The 18,052-nt window shown below is 65.8% G+C and carries 18 protein-coding genes; 9 read left to right on the top strand and 9 right to left on the bottom strand.

From position 1 onward, the window contains the following. Nucleotides 1–4: 4 nt before the first annotated feature. Together AC1DYU_RS18615 and AC1DYU_RS18610 are read right to left on the bottom strand one after the other, a co-directional pair. Nucleotides 5–481 carry a response regulator gene (locus AC1DYU_RS18615; RefSeq protein ID WP_476792925.1) on the bottom strand — a complete coding sequence of 159 codons (477 nt, stop codon included), beginning with the start codon at nt 479–481 and terminating at the stop codon, nt 5–7. 66 nt (nt 482–547) lie between these two features. Beyond that, nucleotides 548–1,051 (bottom strand): DUF992 domain-containing protein, encoded by a 504-nt coding sequence (locus AC1DYU_RS18610; RefSeq protein ID WP_158486711.1) that lies wholly within the window; start codon nt 1,049–1,051, stop codon nt 548–550. Between the two features lie 15 nt (nt 1,052–1,066). Between AC1DYU_RS18610 and AC1DYU_RS18605 the strand changes: the two genes are divergently transcribed. Continuing rightward, nucleotides 1,067–1,441 carry a hypothetical protein gene (locus tag AC1DYU_RS18605; protein ID WP_476792924.1) on the top strand — a complete coding sequence of 125 codons (375 nt, stop codon included), beginning with the start codon at nt 1,067–1,069 and terminating at the stop codon, nt 1,439–1,441. A 29-nt stretch (nt 1,442–1,470) separates the two neighbouring features. Here AC1DYU_RS18605 and AC1DYU_RS18600 read toward each other — a convergent pair whose 3' ends face one another. The 3 genes from AC1DYU_RS18600 to AC1DYU_RS18590 form a co-directional block, all read right to left on the bottom strand. Further along, on the bottom strand, nt 1,471–2,058 hold the full coding sequence (locus AC1DYU_RS18600) for an extensin-like domain-containing protein (protein ID WP_476792923.1): 588 nt from the start codon (nt 2,056–2,058) through the stop codon (nt 1,471–1,473). A 299-nt stretch (nt 2,059–2,357) separates the two neighbouring features. Continuing rightward, on the bottom strand, nt 2,358–2,522 hold the full coding sequence (locus AC1DYU_RS18595; protein WP_476792922.1) for a hypothetical protein: 165 nt from the start codon (nt 2,520–2,522) through the stop codon (nt 2,358–2,360). Between the two features lie 226 nt (nt 2,523–2,748). Beyond that, a complete protein-coding gene (locus tag AC1DYU_RS18590) occupies nt 2,749–3,549 on the bottom strand; it encodes a response regulator (RefSeq protein WP_158486727.1) in 801 nt (266 codons plus the stop codon). A 213-nt stretch (nt 3,550–3,762) separates the two neighbouring features. Between AC1DYU_RS18590 and AC1DYU_RS18585 the strand changes: the two genes are divergently transcribed. From AC1DYU_RS18585 to AC1DYU_RS18575, 3 genes are all read left to right on the top strand, one after another. Further along, the gene (locus AC1DYU_RS18585) at nt 3,763–3,978 is read left to right on the top strand and encodes a NepR family anti-sigma factor (protein WP_476792921.1); all 216 of its coding nucleotides are present in this window, start codon (nt 3,763–3,765) and stop codon (nt 3,976–3,978) included. Next, nucleotides 3,965–4,525, top strand: a complete 561-nt coding sequence (locus tag AC1DYU_RS18580; protein ID WP_158486714.1) for a sigma-70 family RNA polymerase sigma factor — start codon at nt 3,965–3,967, stop codon at nt 4,523–4,525. The genes AC1DYU_RS18585 and AC1DYU_RS18580 overlap by 14 nt, the downstream gene beginning before the upstream one ends. A 62-nt stretch (nt 4,526–4,587) precedes the next feature. Next, complete coding sequence (locus AC1DYU_RS18575) at nt 4,588–6,177, top strand: histidine kinase dimerization/phosphoacceptor domain -containing protein (RefSeq protein ID WP_476792920.1); 1,590 nt, start codon at nt 4,588–4,590, stop codon at nt 6,175–6,177. Nucleotides 6,178–6,234: 57 nt separating this feature from the next. Here AC1DYU_RS18575 and AC1DYU_RS18570 read toward each other — a convergent pair whose 3' ends face one another. From AC1DYU_RS18570 to AC1DYU_RS18560, 3 genes are all read right to left on the bottom strand, one after another. Then, nucleotides 6,235–7,113, bottom strand: coding sequence for a transglutaminase family protein (locus tag AC1DYU_RS18570; RefSeq protein WP_476792919.1), 879 nt, complete (start codon nt 7,111–7,113; stop codon nt 6,235–6,237). A gap of 166 nt (nt 7,114–7,279) precedes the next feature. After that, the gene (locus tag AC1DYU_RS18565; RefSeq protein ID WP_476792918.1) at nt 7,280–7,558 is read right to left on the bottom strand and encodes a hypothetical protein; all 279 of its coding nucleotides are present in this window, start codon (nt 7,556–7,558) and stop codon (nt 7,280–7,282) included. A gap of 162 nt (nt 7,559–7,720) precedes the next feature. After that, the gene (locus AC1DYU_RS18560) at nt 7,721–9,529 is read right to left on the bottom strand and encodes an ABC transporter ATP-binding protein/permease (RefSeq protein ID WP_476792917.1); all 1,809 of its coding nucleotides are present in this window, start codon (nt 9,527–9,529) and stop codon (nt 7,721–7,723) included. 218 nt (nt 9,530–9,747) lie between these two features. On the opposite strand from AC1DYU_RS18560, the gene AC1DYU_RS18555 reads away from it, so the two are divergent. Next, complete coding sequence (locus AC1DYU_RS18555; protein WP_476792916.1) at nt 9,748–10,503, top strand: Crp/Fnr family transcriptional regulator; 756 nt, start codon at nt 9,748–9,750, stop codon at nt 10,501–10,503. 124 nt (nt 10,504–10,627) lie between these two features. Further along, nucleotides 10,628–11,422 carry a class I SAM-dependent methyltransferase gene (locus AC1DYU_RS18550; protein WP_476792915.1) on the top strand — a complete coding sequence of 265 codons (795 nt, stop codon included), beginning with the start codon at nt 10,628–10,630 and terminating at the stop codon, nt 11,420–11,422. A gap of 90 nt (nt 11,423–11,512) precedes the next feature. On the opposite strand, the gene AC1DYU_RS18545 is transcribed toward AC1DYU_RS18550, so the two are convergent. Further along, complete coding sequence (locus AC1DYU_RS18545) at nt 11,513–12,055, bottom strand: hypothetical protein (protein ID WP_158486720.1); 543 nt, start codon at nt 12,053–12,055, stop codon at nt 11,513–11,515. Nucleotides 12,056–12,207: 152 nt separating this feature from the next. Here AC1DYU_RS18545 and AC1DYU_RS18540 point away from each other — a divergent pair, with 152 nt between their 5' ends. The 3 genes from AC1DYU_RS18540 to AC1DYU_RS18530 all read left to right on the top strand — a co-directional run. Then, nucleotides 12,208–13,140 carry a glutaminase gene (locus tag AC1DYU_RS18540; protein WP_158486721.1) on the top strand — a complete coding sequence of 311 codons (933 nt, stop codon included), beginning with the start codon at nt 12,208–12,210 and terminating at the stop codon, nt 13,138–13,140. Nucleotides 13,141–13,288: 148 nt separating this feature from the next. Then, the gene (locus AC1DYU_RS18535; protein WP_476792914.1) at nt 13,289–15,661 is read left to right on the top strand and encodes a methyl-accepting chemotaxis protein; all 2,373 of its coding nucleotides are present in this window, start codon (nt 13,289–13,291) and stop codon (nt 15,659–15,661) included. Nucleotides 15,662–15,929: 268 nt separating this feature from the next. After that, a partial coding sequence (locus AC1DYU_RS18530; protein ID WP_476792913.1) for a methyl-accepting chemotaxis protein occupies nt 15,930–18,052 on the top strand: 2,123 nt, incomplete at its 3' end.

Below are 18,052 nucleotides of genomic sequence, written 5' to 3'. Positions count from 1 at the left end.
CGCTTTACGCGTTCTCGGATGCCGCGACCGCGTCCGAAACGAACCGCGCGATTTCGCGCGTCGAGAACGGCTTGCGCAGGAAACGCACGGCGCGCAGATCTTCCGGGACATCGCTGGGGGTCGAGCCCGAGACGAACGCGAACGGCGTGCCGTTCTGCAGCAGGTTGGCCGCGACGTCGAATGTCTTGCCGCCCACGACGTCGATGTCGAGCAACGCGCAGGACAGCTTCGACGCCGAGACATGGCGAGCCTGCGCGAGGGATTCGACGACGATCAACTCGGCGCGAGCGCCAAGCTGCTCTGCCACCGCGGACTCGATGTCCATGGCGATGAACGGGTCGTCTTCGACGATCAGGACGCGGATATCAGACATGAGCTGACGCTGCTTTCCTACTGGGAACTCCAAAACGTATCGATCGGACAACGTTATGGGGATCGCGAGGTTCCTGAGAATACCGAAAGCAGCCCGGTTTTGCGTCAAATTCGATGCAATACGGTTAGCAAACGGTAAGCTCAGGACATCATCGCGGATTGCTGGAGCCGCGTGCTAGCGGCGCCGGCCGGGCCGCACCAAGGTGAGTTCGAAGCCGGTCACTCCCAGCGCGACATTGACGCCGCGCGACCCCTGGAGCGACAGCGGCTGCAGCGTGACCTCGTTGTTGTTGCCGCCGACCAGCAGGTTGGCGCTTCCGCCGACCCCTGCCGAGGCACCGGCCGTCGCGCCGGCATACTGCCCCGAGAGCGCCCCGAGCGGGGCGCGGGCATAGGGGCCGTAGACGCGCCAGGACATGGTGCTGCTGCGGATCGTCCCGAGGTCGAGCCCGAAATTGCGCACGACACCGACATAGCGCTGCAAGGGGCCGCGACGTGGCGCGAAGGTGCAGTTCATCGGCCGCTGAGACGTCACGACGAGGCCGAGGCCGGCGCCGACATTGCAGCTCAGGCGACCGGTGGGCGGGCCGGACTGGGCAAATGACGGAGCGGTTGAAACCAGAAGGCCAGCTGCGGCGACTACAGCAGCAAGGACGGGCCGGGATTGGCGAATGTTCATCTGGGAGCTCCTGACATGAAGGTGACGATCAAACGCCGTACAGCCACCACAGTTCCGCGCAAGCTGGAACTGGTTAACGTCGGTTGCGTTGAGACGTCAGCATCGCAGGAGGGAAGGCCGATGATCGTGAGCCAGGACCGGGCCGCAAATCAGACCTCGCTGCTGCCCTTTTTCGGCGGTGCCGACACTCCGACGCCCTTCTGGGAGTTAGAGGAATTGATCGCTCGCGGCTTCACCCATGAGACGGCCCTCGCCCTCATGGCTGCAAGGCGAGCCGGGCAAGACGCCACGATTCAATCTCCTGACACGCACGCACCCTTCATACCCCAACAGCCGGCAGGCAAGGATCTCCTGAACGAGTCTGCGACGGCCCTTCCCACCGGGCACTGAAGCGGAGTTCGGGAGCCTGCCCTCACGGGTCATTGACAGAACCGGCTAGATGGCGCGCGTCGCGGCTGGATATCGATATGCAGGTGATTGGCGTGGGCGGCGTCAGAGCCAGGGCCGAGGCTGGTAATGAAGGCGCCGCAGGCCGACTGCCGTACCGCTGCCAGAAAGCGTTCCTGGGTTGTGTCGTGGGGCTTCTCGACCACGACCGTTCCATCCAGTTTGCCGTCTCCGAGCACGAAGGCGAATATATCGAGCGCCTGCCCGGTCGAATGCTCGCTCAGCGGACCATTCGCCGTTCTGTTGCGGCGACGGCATTCGTGACCCCCGCCGACCCGCAATGCGGTAAGTTCCCGGGCAAAATAGCCTTTCGCCAAAGGCTGGACGCTTGTCTCGAGCCATTGCGCGACGGACTTTGCCATGGTGCAGCTTACGGTCGCAGGCGGCTGCAGGGTGATCCGTAGCGGCTCGGCCCCCGCCCGCACGATCAAAGCCTCGACCACGATCGGCTCGACGACCGAGCATGCTGCCTCGTGACCGGGCTTGATCTCGGCCGCGCGCACGCCGCCGCCGTGAACGGCGACCAGGGCCGCCAGGCACCCGGTATCGGGCGCGGGCACAGCGTCCGGCTTGCCAGAGACGTTCCGCTCTGGAGAGGGCTCTGCAGTCGTTTTGCCGGCGGGAGCAGCCCCAGGCACTTCGGATGCGCGCGGTTTTTCCGGCACGATGGCCGGCGCCCGCGGAAGATCCGGCGGCCGACGCGGCGGCAGAGGCGCCTCAACCGTCAGCCGAGGTCGCGGCGCGGCTTCACCTCTGGAGACGAGGCCCGCAAGCACAAGAACGCTCGATATGGCAGCCGCCCAAGCTCTGGCACCGCGCCAGCTTGCGCGCCCGGTTTGTCGCCTGATCAGGGATGGGTTCAGCTGTCGAGTGCCGATGCGCTCGCAACCGCGACAGCGGTGACGCCGGCAAGCCCCAGCGACAGGACCTCCGAGACGAGCGCGCCTTGCTGCACCATCCCGCCGAACAGCGCTGCTCCCATCGAAGTCGCGGTGATCACCGCTGCGATGAACGTCATGGCCATGGCTTCACACCCTCCCAGATGCCGAACCGAAGCTTTGTTTTTGGAACTCGCGCGGACGAAACGTAGAGGCGGCACTCTTGTTCCGCATCTGCGCGTCGATTTTTTCCGAATGTATGACCTGAAGGAATGCACGGCCTCGGTGCCGCTCCGGACTGCCGGTCCAAGCGCAAAAAAGCCCGCGACGCCAGGCGTCGCGGGCCGAAACAGATGGCCGAATGCGGCGACGTCAGGCGGCCTTGCGGCCGGCGCGCCGGTCGAAAAACAGTGCCTGGCTGATCGCAGCCTTCACCGCCTCGGGCTGGAACGGCTTGGTGATCAGGAAGGCCGGTTCCGGCCGGTCGCCCGTCAGGAGCCGCTCTGGATAGGCGGTGATGAAGATCACAGGCACATCGATGGTCGCGAGGATTTCGTTGACCGCATCGAGGCCCGAGCTGCCATCTGCCAGTTGGATATCCGCGAGAACGAGGCCGGGACGCTTCTTGGCGACGAGCGCGATCGCCTCGCGCTGGGTGCGCGCCACGCCTGTCACGGTGTGGCCGAGTTCCTCGACCATGGTTTCGATGTCGAGGGCGATGATCGGCTCGTCCTCGATGATTAGGACATCCGTCGCGACCTGTTCGGCGATCTCCTGGCCCGCGGTCTGGACGAGGTTGGCTGCGTCCGCCGCAGACACGTCCATGATGCTCGCGACCTCGTCGATCGAAAAGCCCTCGACGGTGCGCAGCAGGAACGCCTGCCGCGGACGCGGCGTCAGCGCTTCAAGATTACGCTCCACCGGGGAAGGGTTGAGCGAGGCCGCAGTGCCGGATTCGGCCGTGTTGAGGCCGACGGAGGACCACAGCTTGAGGAAGGTGCGGTACAGCCCGAGCCGCGGGTTGAGATCGCGTGGGAAGGCGCTGGGATCGAGCACCAGCGCTTCCAGCATCGCCACGACATAGGCGTCGCCGCTGTTCTGCGTGCCGGTCAGAGCGCGTGCGAACCGGCGCAGATAGGGCAAATGCGGCGCGATTTCCTTGGCAATCGACATAGATATGTCCTCTTCAAACGTGCCGGAAATGAGCATTGGGCGGGGCCTGCTGACAAGCGATTTATTTTTGGAGGAGGCCGGAACATTTTGCCGGAAACCCTGTTGAAGGGGAGTACGAGTGTCGGTATCGCCCATCGCGTGGCATCGGGACTTGATGAGTAGGATGTCAGGACCCGCTGGAAAAGCAGGCCTGGTTTTTGCGCGAGGGCTGACATGAGCGACGCAGGTACAGCGATGGACGATTCCGATGGGAGCGAAAGCGAGCTGATGCTCGATCCAAAGGTGCAGGAGTCGATTGGTCGCTCGCTAAAGGCCCATTACGACGACATCGTCAATTCGCCCGTGCCGGACAAGTTTCTGGTCCTGCTGGCCCAACTCGAGGCAACCGAACACCGCGCTGTCGGAGCACCCTCAGATGAGCGCAACTGAGTTCAAGGACGGCCTCATCAAGGAGATCCCGAACCTGCGAGCCTTCGCGGCTTCGCTTTCGGGCTCGATGCAACTGGCCGACGATCTCGTTCAGGACACGCTGCTGAAGGCCTGGGGCAACTCGGAGAAATTCGAGCCTGGCACCAGCCTGCGCGCCTGGCTTTTCACGATCCTGCGCAACACTTATTATTCGCTCTATCGCAAGCGCGGCCGCGAGGTGCAGGACAGTGAGGGCACCTATGCCGAGCGCATGGCGACTCACGGCAACCAGGAAAGCCATCTCGACCTGGCCGATTTCCGTAAGGCCCTGGCGAAACTGCCAGAGGAGCAGCGCGAGGTCCTGATCATGGTTGGCGCCACGGGCCTCTCTTATGAGGAGACGGCCGAAATCTGCGGCGTCGCGATCGGTACGATCAAGAGCCGGGTCAACCGGGCCCGCACGAAACTGGCCGAACTCTTGTCGATCGGGAGCCTTGATGACCTCGGACCCGATCGCAAGAGCGCGGCCGCGATGCAAAGGGTCGGCTCCGAAATCGTCGGGCTCTAATGCGCCTGGCGCGCTTCAAGACCGTTCGAGGACGACTTCTCGCGCTTCTGGTGGCGATCGCCTTGCCGATCGCATGCCTGACCGCGCTGGCCGCGCTCACGACCTATCGAACCGTGATCGCCGCCATCGAGGTGTCCCAGGCGCGGGCTGCGGACGACTTCGCGGTGCGCACGCGCGTCTGGTATCGGGGCGCCCTGCGGTCGTTGCTGGCCTCGGGCGCCGTGATGACCCGCAGCGGCGCGGACGCGGATTGCGCTGTCACGGGCCGCGCCTTGTTGGACCAGGTTGAGGGTTATCGTGCGTTTCAGCTGCTGACGGAGGACGGACGGAACTGCGCAGCCTCGCTCGATCCCGGCCTGACAACTGAGGGCATGGCGGCGCTTTCGGCCCGGCTGAGAAGCTTGCCCCCCGTCAAGGTCTGGGGTGGCGCCGAACTCGCCCAGGTTCGCTACGACTACGTGACGTTGGCGGAGCGGAAGTATCTGGCGATCTATGCCAGGAATTCCGATGCCGGCAAGGTTTCGCAGGAAGCGCTTCTTCTCGTCGATCCGAAGCTGCTCGATCAGGTTTTCGATCTCGGCGAAGGTGGCGAAGGCATGAATGTCGCTCTCATCTCGAGCGGCGGCACGGTCGTGACCAGCCGAAACAGCGCGACCAGCGACGACGATGCCTGGTTGCCTCGCCGCGAGGTCGTTCCGCAGGGCCAGATGCGCTGGGAGGCGCCCAGCCGCACGGGAAAAGTGCGGACCTATGCGGCGCGGCTGGTGGCGGAGCCCGACCTTTACGTCATCGCGAGCTTCGACGACGCGCCGGCACGGGCGGCGCGGGTGCAGTTCCTCGTCCTGCTCTTCGCGCCGCTGCTGACGCTGCTGCTGCTCTGCATCGTCTATCTGCGCGCGATCGATCGGCATTGCGTCTTCTGGCTGCGCGGCATCGAGGCGACCGCGCGGGCGCGCTCGACGCACCCCAATGCCAGAGCTGTCATCGCCGAGGATATGCCGACGGACATCCGCAACGTCGCCGAGGCGTTCAACACGATGGTGGACGAGCAGGAGGTGCGCCAGCGCCGGCTCCAGACCGCGCTCGACGACAATCGCTTCCTCGTGCGCGAACTGCATCATCGGGTGAAGAACAGCCTCCAGGTGGTGCAAAGCTATATCGGCCTGACCAAGCGCGACTATCGCGACGAGGCCAGGCTGGCGCTGGCCGATGCGGAATGCCGCGTCCACGTCCTGTCCGCCGCCTATCGCTTCACGCTGGCCGATGGCGAGATGCAGCCGGTGCGCGTCGACCTGTTCATCGAGGACGTGGTGACGATGATCGACAATCTCATACGTCGCCGCGACCAGTGGGTCTCGAGCCGGCTGGAGACGGAGGCGACCCTGTCGGTCGACCGGATCATTCCACTCGGTTTCCTGGTCGTGGACGTCGCCTCGCGCATGCTTCGCACCACACCGGGGGTCAGCCTCACGATCATCGTGCGCGATGTCGATGCATCGACGATCGCGATCACGCTCGAGGCGGATCGCGATATCGCCCCGAGCGAACCGCCCAAGCTCTTCGCAGGTCTGGTGGCGCAGATTGAGGCCGTTCAGGTCGAGCCAGCCGAGGGCCGCAGACTCGGCAGCTGGCACGTCAGTCACAAGGTCTGACTGCCTAGGCCAAGGCCCGCTGAGGTCCGGCTGCCGTGCAGGACACGTTGGTGCCGGTCAGCCAGGCTCCTCAACGGTCTCGATGGTGACGCCGACACCGAGGCCCAGAAAGGAGCCGGTCAGTCCGGTGAAGCTGCCCGACACAGGCGAGGCATCCTCCGGAACGCGCGCGACGGCGACCCGCAGGAGCTGGCGATCGGCGACGAGGTCATTGGTCGGATCGAACTCGACCCAGCCATCGCCGGGAATGAAGACATCGGCCCAGGCATGGGTCAGGCCGACCGTCGAGACCAGCCCGGCCGCATCGGGCGTCCGGTCATGGATATAGCCGGTGACGAAGCGCGAGGCGAAGCCCATGCGACGAGCAAGCTCGATGAACAGCCAGGCATAGTCACGGCACGACCCCGCCTGCTGGCGAAGCGTATCGGCGGGATGCTGCGTGCCCTCGTCATAACGAACTGAATAGTTCAGGCCCGTATAGATCGCATGCGCGAGATCACGCAGCAGATGGCCGGACCCGCTGCCGATCCGGGCGCGGAAGTCGCTCAGCCACTGGTCGAGCAGGCCGTCTGGATCGGCGGCTGCCAGATCGAGATAGGGTTGCAGCACCAATCTTTCGCCATCGCTGTAGACGACACCGGTGACGGCCGTCATCGGCTCGACCTCGGTGCGCGGCAAGGCGGATCCGAAGCGCTGGATCAGCAGCTCGCTGACGATGTCGAGTTTATCAGCCGGTGCGTCGAAATTCGCGACCGCTACCGAATTGCCATAGACGTCGTGCATCCAGCGCAGCCGCGCCTGAGGGGAGATCGACAGCGCAGTATCGACGACGCGCAGATCGAAACTGTCCCGCGGGCGCAGCATCAGCCGATGCGGCCCGAACTGCACGGGGCCGGCATAGCTGTAAGTGGTCGAATGCCGAATGCGCAGATACATGGTCGTTCCCAGTGGGCGAAGCGCCTCGACTGCGATCAGCCGGAGGACGCGACAAAAAACAAGCCGCCCGAAGGCGGCCTGGGAGTGTGATGCGAGGGGAGCATCGCGGGATCAATGCGGAGCGGACTGTATTGTTCCCGACCGCCCGTCACCGATGCGCGATTTATCAGCGGGTTACGGTGCCCTCAGTGCGCGGCAGCATGGCCTGCTGCGTGCCGCCGATGGCGCGCCTGGTCACGCCGACCGAGCGCTGCGAGGGATCGACCGCCGCCAGGCGGGTGTCGGAGGGAAGCTGACGCTCGATCTTGGACTGCGCGATCGCCGCGGAGCTGTCGCGGTTGGTTTCCTGGAGGCCGGAGCCGAAGGTGAGCGCGAACACCGCAGCGCCCATGAATCCGAAGAAAAGGCCGGCGCGCTTGATGGGGGCAAGGCTGTTCGTCAACATCTGTCTCTCCCGTCGCCTTGGCCGGGCGAGAACGACCGGCTTCGGGGAAGTTAACGCAAGGATGCCGGGAGGGTTCCATTTCGGGACCGGACGGAGACGGCCGGCACATCACATCGGCGCGAGCAAGGTCGAGGCCCGCGTCAGGTATTGACGAGGACGTACTCAGGCCGCCTCGTCATTGGCCGCGATCCTTGTCTTAAACAGCCGCCAGAGCGACTTGCCGAGACGGCGCGAGGTCAGATGGGCGCCGGCATGGCGCTTCTCCAGGGTGATCTTCCGGTCGTGGAAATCTTCCAGCCCAGGCCGGTGGCCGACGCTGATCACCGTCGCATGGGCAAGTTCGGCCTCGAACAGGCCCAGCAACGAATTCTGGCTGTCCTCGTCGAGGGCCGAGGTCGCCTCATCCATGATGATGATGTCCGGCCGCTGGATCACGAGACGCGTGAAGGCGACGCGCTGGCGCTCGCCGCCCGACAGGATGCGGTCCCATTTGTCCTCGTCGTCGAGACGCTTGGCCATATAGGACAAGCCGCAGCGCCGGAGCGCGGCGATGACGGTTTCGTCCGGCACTGGCTTGTCGGCCTCGGGGTAGAGCAGCACGGTGCGCAAGGTCCCGATCGGCAGATAGGGCTTCTGCGGCACGAAGGCGAGCGACTTGCCGGCCGGCAGCGCAATAGAGCCCGAGCCCCAGGGCCAGAGCCCTGCCAGCGCGCGGATCAGCGTGCTCTTGCCGGTGCCGCTCTCGCCGACGATCAGCACCTTCTCGCCGAGCCCGATCACCACCGAGGCATCGGCGATCACGGCCCGGCCATTGCTGTGGGCGATCGAGAGCTTGTCGAGGTGAATCGCGCCATCGGCACTCTCCTTCATCTCGATATGGGTCTCGCCCTCCATGATCGTGCCGATATCCAGCCCTTCCAGCGCTTCCTGCAATTCGTCGACGCGGGTGACCGAGGCGAACCATTCGGCGAGGCGGACGAAGTTGTCGACGAACCAGATCAGCGCCGCCTGCACCGCGCTGAACGCCGCCACGACCTGCATCACCGCTCCCAGCGAGACATCGCCGGCCAGGTATTTCGGCGCGATCAGAAGCAGCGGCACGATCGGGAAGAGCGCGCCATTGGTGTTGAGCACGAGCGCGATGACGCCCTGCTGCCTGATGACGCGCAGCCAGGCGGCGACGACGCGGCCGTAGTTCTCGCCGACCGAGCCGCGCTCGTCGGCATCGCCGCGGATCAGCGCGATGCTCTCGGCATTTTCTCGAAGCCGCGTCATTTCGGCGCGAAACTGTGCCTCGGCTTCGTTCTTGGCTGCAATTCTGGCGACCAGCGGCCGCCCCGTCAGATAGGCGGCGAGCGAGGCGATGAGCGCATAGCCGATCGCGGCGAGCGCCATGTAGCTGGGTATCACGACCTCGACGCCCGCCAGCGTGAAGCGGGCGGAGCCCGCGACATGCCAGAGGATCGCGGCGAAGGTCGCGGCCGTCACCGCCGCGCTGATCAGCCCGATCGCGAATTCGACGAGGGGCTCGATCGCGAGCCGGACGTCCTCGGCGATGCGGTATTCCGGCGCCGCCTGCTCCTTGGCGATGAATTGCAGCCGGTAATAGCGCTGGTCCGCGATCCACCAGCCCGCGAGCCGGCGCGTGAGATATTCGCGCCAGCGCATCTGCAGCAGCATTCGGCTGATCACCAGGGCAGACAGGCTGAGCGCGGAGGCCGCGATCAGCAGGGGCAGCCACGCCGCCACGCTCCAGGCGGCAGCGACATCGCGCTTTTCGAGAGCATCGAAGAACAGGCGGTTCCAGGCATTGACGCCGACGGCTGTGGCGATTTGCGCGGCGACGAAGGCCAGGACGACCAGCGTCAGGCCCCAGGCGCGCAGCCGGGTCTCGCCGCTCCAGAACGGCAGTGCCACGACGAAAAAGCGTCGCATGCGCGAGCGCTTGGCAACCGGCGGCGTTTCAGTCATCGGGATGGTAACTCCACGCCAGCGCCCGCCTTCGCCGCAGATGCGGAGCGCAGCGTCCAGCTAACGTGCTGCCGCGGTTACGGTTCCCCAAAACTGCGCCAGATGCTGCGTTGCACAATGGCAAAGCTTTCTAAACTGGGCGAAGGTTTTTAACTGGGGATCGAATTGCAGACGGCGCGGCCCGCGTGACCGTTCTGCGCCGGGAGATCGAGCGAGGCATGACGGATACCGCCCAAAATGGCCGCAACGGTGTGCCTTGCCTGGCATGTCCGCTTCGCCTGAAGCCCGCTTTCAAGGACAAGACCGACGACGAGGTTCGCTTCATCCAGTCGATGAAGGTTGAGCATCGTCATCTGGCGCCTGGAGCCGACATCATCCATCCTGGCCAGGAGGACGCGGAACTCTATACCTTGTTTTCCGGCTGGGCCTTTCGTTACCAGCTTTTGCCCGACGGCCGCCGCCAGATCCTGAACTTCCTGCTGCCGGGTGACCTCGTCGGCTTGCAGGCCTCCCTGCTGAGCGCCGCCCAGCATGGCATCGAGGCCCTCACCGATGTCGAGCTCTGCGTATTCCCGCGCAAGCGCGTCTGGGATCTGTTCGTGCGCATGCCCAGCTTGTCCTACGAGATCGCCTGGCTCGGCTCGCGCGAGGAGAGCCTGATCGACCAGAACCTGACCTCGGTCGGCCAGCGCAATGCCGGCGAGCGCATCGCCGCGCTGGTGATCTCGCTCTATCGGCGGGCCGATGCGCTCGGGCTGGTCGCCGAGAACAGCTTTCGCTTCCCGCTTTCCCAGCAGCAGCTGGCGGACGCGCTCGGCCTGTCTCTGGTCCATACCAGCAAGACCTGGTCGCGGCTGCGCAAGGCAGGGCTTTTCTCGACATCGGATGGCCGCCTGACCTTGCTCAATCCGCGCCTGACCTCCCGGATGGCCCTGCTCTACGAGCGGGAGGTGGAGCCGAGACCGCTGATCTGAAAACCGATCAGCCTTCCGAGCTGGATTAAGACTTGGCTCCGGAGCACTCTTGACCCCATATGACGCGCAGGTAACGTTCGCCGTAACGCCGTGGTCGTCCCCGTGGGGCGATGTCAGAGGTATCATGTCACTCACGACCCGCAGCCGGTCCTCGCATGGTCAATCGCTGGCGGCCCGTATCGGGCAGTCGCGCGTTGCCTTGCGCATCGAGGACGAGATGCGGGTCACCGCCGCCGATCTGGTCGACACCGTGGCGGAAGCCCGGCTGAAGGTCGCGACCGTGCGCTACAAGGTCCAGGACGAGGTTCGCAGCAAGACCGAGAAGCTGCGGTCGCGGGTCAATGAGGCGCGGGCGAAGCTCGGTGACGAGGCCCGCTTCATCAAGTCCTGGATCGACGATCCGATGCGCACCGGCTCGGTGACGCCGTCGGGTCCGGCGCTGGCGCGGCGCATGGCCTCCTTCGTCGATCCGACCCTGCCCGGACCGGTCATCGAGATCGGCCCCGGTACCGGGCCCGTCACCGAAGCGCTGATCGAGCGCGGCGTCAGCGAGGACCGGCTGATCCTGGTCGAGTACAGCCCGGAATTCTGCAAGCTTTTGCGCCAGCGCTTTCCGCAGGCGACGGTGGTCGAGGGCGATGCCTACGCCCTGTCGACGACCCTGGCAGGGCATCTCGAAGGCAAGGCGATCGCGGTCGTCTCGAGCCTGCCCCTGTTCAACCAGCCCCCGGCGATGCGCACCGCCCTGGGCAAGGACGCCTTCACCCTGCTGGCCGAGGGCGCGCCCTTCATTCAGTTCACCTATTCGGTGGTCTCGCCGCTGCCGCGCAAGGGTTCCGGTCTGAAGGCCTTCGTCTCGGATTGGGTTCTGCGGAATATTCCCCCCGCCCGCGTCTGGGTTTATCGCCAGGCGAGCTGACGGAGGCGCTGATTAAAACTGCGACTTCAAACCGAATCGCAACAATCGCCCCGCAGATGCATTGACCGGCAGGCCTGGTCACTCAGACGGCTATTCGATCCGGCAGGCATCGCTCGCCGGGCTCAGCCGCCAGATGCCGTCATCGGGCTTGGCGGGAATCGCGACCGCGTTGTCGGCGATCTCCTCGGCATCATAAGGGTTGGGGTTGGCGACGATGCCGCCATTGCGGATGTCGAGCGTGCCCTGGGGGCCGCGCTCGATACGCCAGCTCCCGGCTTCCCATTCCGGCACGCAGTGGACGCCCTGGCCGCGTGGCTTGCAGAAGCCGCTGAGCTGATAGTCGTAATCCGACGTCGCCTTGGTGCGCTGGCGCAGGTTGATGTAGAGCACGACGAAGAAGCTCTTTGACGGCTCGGTCTTCCAGTCGTCGGGCAGATGCACGAGGCGAATCCGGCTGACCTTCTGCTGCGGGTGAGTCGCGAGATGGGCCGCGTCGTAGTTGCGCTCCCAGCAGGCGGCGCGCTTCGGTGGCAGTTCGGTTTCCAGCGGCCGCGCGAAGGCCGGGACGGCCAGCGCAAGACCAATGGGCAGCGAGACGATAAGGCCGAGGCTCGCGATCTTGGCTCCACGCATGATGTCGGCCCCTTTCCGGCAAGGATCCTGCCGGCCAAGCGCTGAGATCAGCGCAGTTGCCGCTCCAGTGCAAATGCTTTTGCTGAGCGGCGCTTGACCTGCGCCAGGCGCTCGGGCTTGGTTCGCGCTGCCGCCGCGGGGTGAGAGACAGCGTGACTGACATTGCGCGGCTCGTCGCCGACATCGCAGACGAAATGGCGGCCCTGCCCGAGCGCGGCGAGGTCGCGACTTATATTCCGCCGCTCGCGGCGATCGACCTGCGCCATTTCGGACTCTGCATCGTGACGGCCGATGGGGCCGTGCACATGGCCGGCGATGCGCTCGAGCCGTTCTCGATCCAGAGCATCTCGAAGGTCTTCGCGCTGACGCAGGCGCTCGGCAAGATCGGCGAGGCGCTGTGGAACCGCATCGGGCGCGAGCCGTCGGGCACGGCGTTCAATTCGATCGTCCAGCTCGAACGCGAGCAGGGCATTCCGCGCAATCCCTTCATCAATGCCGGTGCGCTTGTCGTCGCCGACGTCAATCTCGGTGGACACGAGCCGCGCGTGGCGATCGGGGAGTTGCTGCGCTTCGTGCGCTATCTCGCCGATGACGACACGATCGCTATCGACGAGGCGGTCGCGCGCGCCGAACAGGCCACCGGCTTCCGCAACATCGCGCTCGCCAACTACATGAAAGCCTTCGGCAATATCAGGCATGCGCCGGAGCTGACGCTCGGCGTCTACTTCCATCAATGCGCCATCGCCATGAATTGCCGGCAGCTCGCCATGGCCGGCCGTTTCCTGATGCATGGCGGGCGCCATGATTCGGCCGGCTCCCGCGTCGTCTCCGCCCAGCGTGCGCGCCGGATCAACGCGCTGATGCTGACCTGCGGCCATTATGACGCTTCGGGCGACTTCGCCTTTCGCGTCGGCCTGCCGGGCAAGTCCGGCGTCGGCGGCGGCATCCTGGCGATCGCTCCGGGAAAGGCCTCGATCGCGGTCTGGTCACCCGGCCTCAACGCCAGCGGCAACTCGAAGCTCGGAACCCTGGCGCTGGAGCGGGTCGCCGAGGCGACGGGCTGGTCGGTATTCGCAGCGGGATGACGCCGCCGGGTACGCCGTGTCGGGACTCCCGCAGGGGAAGCCGATTCACGACGGCTGCCCTTGTTTTGGTAAACGCTACGTCAACCCTTTTGCGCGAAAATATATCAACTCTGCGCGACCATAGCGCAGAGAAGGGGGGGCGATGTTCATGCGGATGGTTCTTGGGCGGGCATCGATCAGGCACATCCTGATCGGCCTGATTTGCGCGATGGCGCTGGTGAGCAGCGGTCTGGCGCTTCAGGGAATCTGGTCAGCAGCCAAGCGCTATGGCGTCGCCCAGCAGGTCGTCGGGCTGGCGGGCCTGAACAAGAATCTGTTCGATGCGCTCGGGGCCTTCCGGCTCGAGCGCGCCTCGATGCAGAGCGCCGTCATCCTCGCAGCCGATAAGAACCAGACGTCGATCAACACCTATCTGCAAAGGCGCAAGCTGGTCGACGACGCCATGGCGCAGGCGAACGCGACGTTCGCGACGACGGCCCGGCCGGCGCTGGCAGGCGTCCACAGCGATTTGACCGCCATCTACAGCGAGAACCAAGCCTTGCGCCAGAACGTCGAGAAGGAGGTCAAGCTCCCGCTCGAAAGCCGCGACAAGCAGATGCCTGACCGGATTCTGGACACCGGCGAGAAGCTCCTTCGCAGCCTCGACAAGGCCTCGCTGGCGGTGGACAGCGAGATTCGCGCGCTCAACCCGGCTCTGACCGAACTCGTGGTCGCACGCGCTCTTGCCTGGGCCACCCGTACCTATGCCGGCACCTCCGGCGTGATGATCAGCACGATCACGGCGCAGCAGCGCCCCTTCGACGCCAGAGAGGCGCGCATCCTGCTGAACAACGACGCCAGCGCACTGGCGAGCTGGCAGGCCCTGCGCGACATGGCCGATACGGCGCAGACCGACCCGACGATCAAGGCTGCGATCGCCAAAGGTCACGCCGTCTATTTCGCAGGCCCGGTCAAGGAGATGCGCGATGCGCTGACCAGTTTGACGACGACGGGGGGCAAGCCCAACGTCTCGGTCGATCAGTGGCGCGCCGAGATCGTGCCGGCGCTCGAAGGCATCGCGGCCGTCGCCAATACGGCGCTCGATCAGGCGATCGCCCTGGCCAACGCCGCGGCGCGCGACGCCTTCGTCGCGATCGGCGAATACGCCGCGATCCTTCTGGTTTCCATCCTGATCGCCATCGCCGGCTATGTCGTGGTGCGTTCGCGCGTCACGATCCCGCTCGCGCAGATGACGGCATCTATGACGAGGCTGGCCGATGGCGATCTCGCCACCGCGCTGCCGCGGATTGACCGTCAGGACGAGATCGGCGCGATGGCCGCGGCCTTGTCGATCTTCCGGGACAATCTGGTCAAGATGCGTGACCTGGAGCAGCAGGAACGGGCGGAGTCGGCAGCCCGCTCGGCCCGGGCCCAGTCGATGGAAGCCGTGGTGTCGGATGTCGGCGAGGTCGTGGCGGCTGCGGCGGCCGGCGATTTCTCGGCGCGGCTCCAGATCGACCATGCCGACGCGCAGATGCAGAAGCTCGTCGCGGGTATCAACGAGATCAACGCGGTGGTGGACGGCGCGACCAGCGACTTCTCCAATGCGCTGCAGGCGATCGCCGCCGGCGACCTGACTCACCGCGTCGACGGAGCCTATCACGGCCGCTTCGCCGATCTGAAGAACGCCATCAACGAGACGGTCGAGCGCCTGTCCTCCACCGTGAAGACGATCCAGACAACGACAGCCGATGTCGGCCTGGCCGCCCGCGAGATCAATATGGGTGCCGACGATCTGTCGAAGCGCACCGAGGAGCAGGCTTCCTCGCTCGAGGAGACCGCCGCCACGACCGAGCAGCTCGCGGCTTCGGTGAAGGCCACCGCCCAGGCTTCGCGGCAGGCGGCGTCGGTCGCCGACGAGGCGATGCAGGCAGCCCAAAGCGGTGGCGAGATCGCCGGTCAGGCGGTCCAGGCCATGGCCCGGATCGAGACCGCCTCGACCAAGATCTCCGACATCATCCGCGTCATCGACGACATCGCCTTCCAGACCAATCTGTTGGCGCTGAACGCGGCGGTCGAGGCGGCGCGGGCGGGCGATGCCGGCAAGGGCTTTGCCGTCGTGGCCTCCGAGGTGCGCACGCTGGCGCAGCGTTCGAGCGAGGCCGCCAAGGACATCTCGGCACTGATCTCCTCCTCCAACAGCGAAGTCGGCGATGGCGTCAAGCTGGTGCGCCAGGCTGGTGAGCAACTCGACCAAATCCTGACGGCCTCCCGCAAGGTCGCCGCCACCATCGCCGAAATCTCGGCGGCGTCGGGCGAGCAGGCTAGCGGCATCGACGAGATGAGCCAGGCGGTGGCCCATCTCGACGAGATGACGCAGGCGAATGCAGCTCTCGCCGAACAGAGCGCAGCCTCGGCCGCCTCGCTTTCAGGCCGGATCGGTGAACTCAACGACCTCGTCGCGGCCTTCAGGACCGGGCAGGAGGATGCGGGCGCAGGCCACGCCTACCCGCAGCCTGGCAGTATGCGCCGCGCCGCGTGATCTGATCGATGCCTTACGCCTGCGCAGGTGTAAGGCATCGACGGCACCGGGGGCTGCGAGCTTGCGGCGCCGTTCGGCAAGAAGAACCTCAAAGACACCGCTGGGTTAGGCGTCATTCCGCATGAGCTGATGCATCCGATGGTATGGTTATCGCTTTCAAACAGAAAATCTTAATCATCGGAAGGCAAGGTCTGTCGCAGGAATTTCCGGCGAAGTCGCAACAACCAACGCTGTAGCGATCGATGCCGCTGTGACCTGGATGGTGCCTGTGCAGCTCTTCCCCGCCTCGATCAAGAACTACCTCGTCGCCACCATGGCATGCCTCTGCATTCCAGGCGTCGGGGCGCTGGCCTATATGGCGAACCAGTCCGTGGCCGACGTCCGGACCAATATGCGTCTGACCCAGCTCGTCGAGGCCGACCGTGCGCTGCTGCTCGCTGGCAACCTGATCCGGAGCAATCGCGGTCAGGCCCAGACCGCCATCCAGGCCGCAGACGACCCGAAACCCGTCATCCAGAAGGTCGAGCAGGTCAGCAAGGCGGAGCTGGCCAATGCCGTGGCGCGGCTCAGGGCGACCGATCTCACTGAGCGCGAGACGTTCATCGATGCAATCGTCCGCCAGGAGAAGGCGACCGAGGCCAAGATGGCCGACATGCATGCCGAGGCCGCCAAGCCGAAGGCGCAGCGCAGCCTGGCCGCGACGATGCCCTGGTACAACGGCGTCGGCGAGATCGAGTCCGCGATCGTCAAGGCGTCGGACGCCACCTCCAACGCTGTGCGGCTGGCTGATCCAGTCCTGGCCGATCTGCAGGGCTTCAAGGCGGCCGGCTGGCGCGTGCGTTCCAGCTACGGCACGCAGTGCTCGCTGCTTCGTCCGGCGCTGGGCTCCGGCAAGGCGCTCGAGCCGGCCCAGTTGCGGGCGCTCGGCGAGCTGCGCGGGGCCTCGAGCGCCGGCGTCTCCCAATTGCAGCAGTTGAGCGCGCGCCCGGGCGTCGGCGCCGAGCTGGTACGGAAGGTCGGCGTGGCCGCCAATGAGGTCCAGGCCGCGAACCGCTTCATGGACGAACTGGTCGGCCGCCTCGGCTCGGGAACCGGCCCGGTGATCTCCGCGGAGGACTGGACGAAACAGTGCAACGCGCCGTTCACGGCGATCGTCGGTGCCGTCGAGCAATCGCTCGACGACATGGCGGACGCGACCCAGGCGAAACTCAGCCAAGCCTGGATCGGCTTGTCGGTCATCGGCGCGCTTCTGGCCTCGCTTCTGGCGGTCTGCGTGCTGAGCTGGCGCGGCGTCCAGCGCCGGATCGCCAAGCCCGTCGTCGCGCTGAAATCGGCGCTCGACGTGATGCAGGCCGGCGACTTCTCCCAGCCGATCCCGGCACCGACGTCCCCCGACGAAATCGGCGCATTGAGCGGCGCGCTCGAGGCCTACCGCGAAAACGCGCTCAGCCTTGAGGCCAACCGGCGCGACCGTGAACTCACCATGCTTGCCGACAGCGAGCAGGCGGCCAATGTCCAGAAACTGCTGGCGGAGGTCGCGACCATCGTCGCCGCCGCACAGGACGGCGACTTCTCGGGCCAGGCCTCGGTCGGCGATGTCGGCGGTGCGCTCGGCGATCTGGTGTCGGGCATCAACGAGATCAATGCCGTGGTCAACGGCGCCACGAGTGAGTTCGCCACCGCCTTGCAGGCCGTCGCGGGCGGCGACCTGACGCATCGCGTTGACACCGCCTATCGCGGCCGCTTCGCCGATTTGAAAGACGCGATCAACGACACGGTCGATCGTCTTTCGACGACGGTGCGGACGATCCAGGTAACCTCGGCGGATGTCGGGCTGGCGGCGCGCGAGATCAATATGGGCGCCGACGATCTCTCGAAGCGCACCGAGGAGCAGGCCTCCTCGCTGGAGGAGACCGCCGCCACGACCGAGCAGCTCGCAGCCTCGGTGAAGGCCTCGGCCCAGGCCTCGAAGGACGCAGCCGCGATCGCCAATGACGCGATGCAGGCGGCCCAGTCGGGCGGGACCATCGCCGGCCAGGCGGTCGACGCGATGGCGCGCATCGAGAGCGCCTCGCAGAAGATCTCCGACATCATCCGGGTGATCGACGACATCGCCTTCCAGACCAACCTGCTGGCCTTGAACGCGGCGGTGGAAGCGGCCCGGGCGGGCGATGCCGGCAAGGGCTTCGCCGTCGTGGCCTCGGAGGTGCGCACCCTGGCGCAGCGCTCAAGCGCCGCCGCCAAGGACATCTCCGGCCTGATCTCGTCCTCGAACATGGAGGTCGGCGAGGGCGTCAAGCTGGTGCGCCAGGCCGGCGACCAGCTGAGCCAGATCCTCGGCCATTCCCGCAAGGTCGCCGCCACCATCGCCGACATCTCCTCGGCCGCCGG

Source organism: Allobosea sp. P2_B12 (assembly GCF_056404835.1).
The sequence above is the reverse complement of the archived record's forward strand: the minus strand, read 5'-3'. Positions and strand labels throughout refer to the sequence as shown.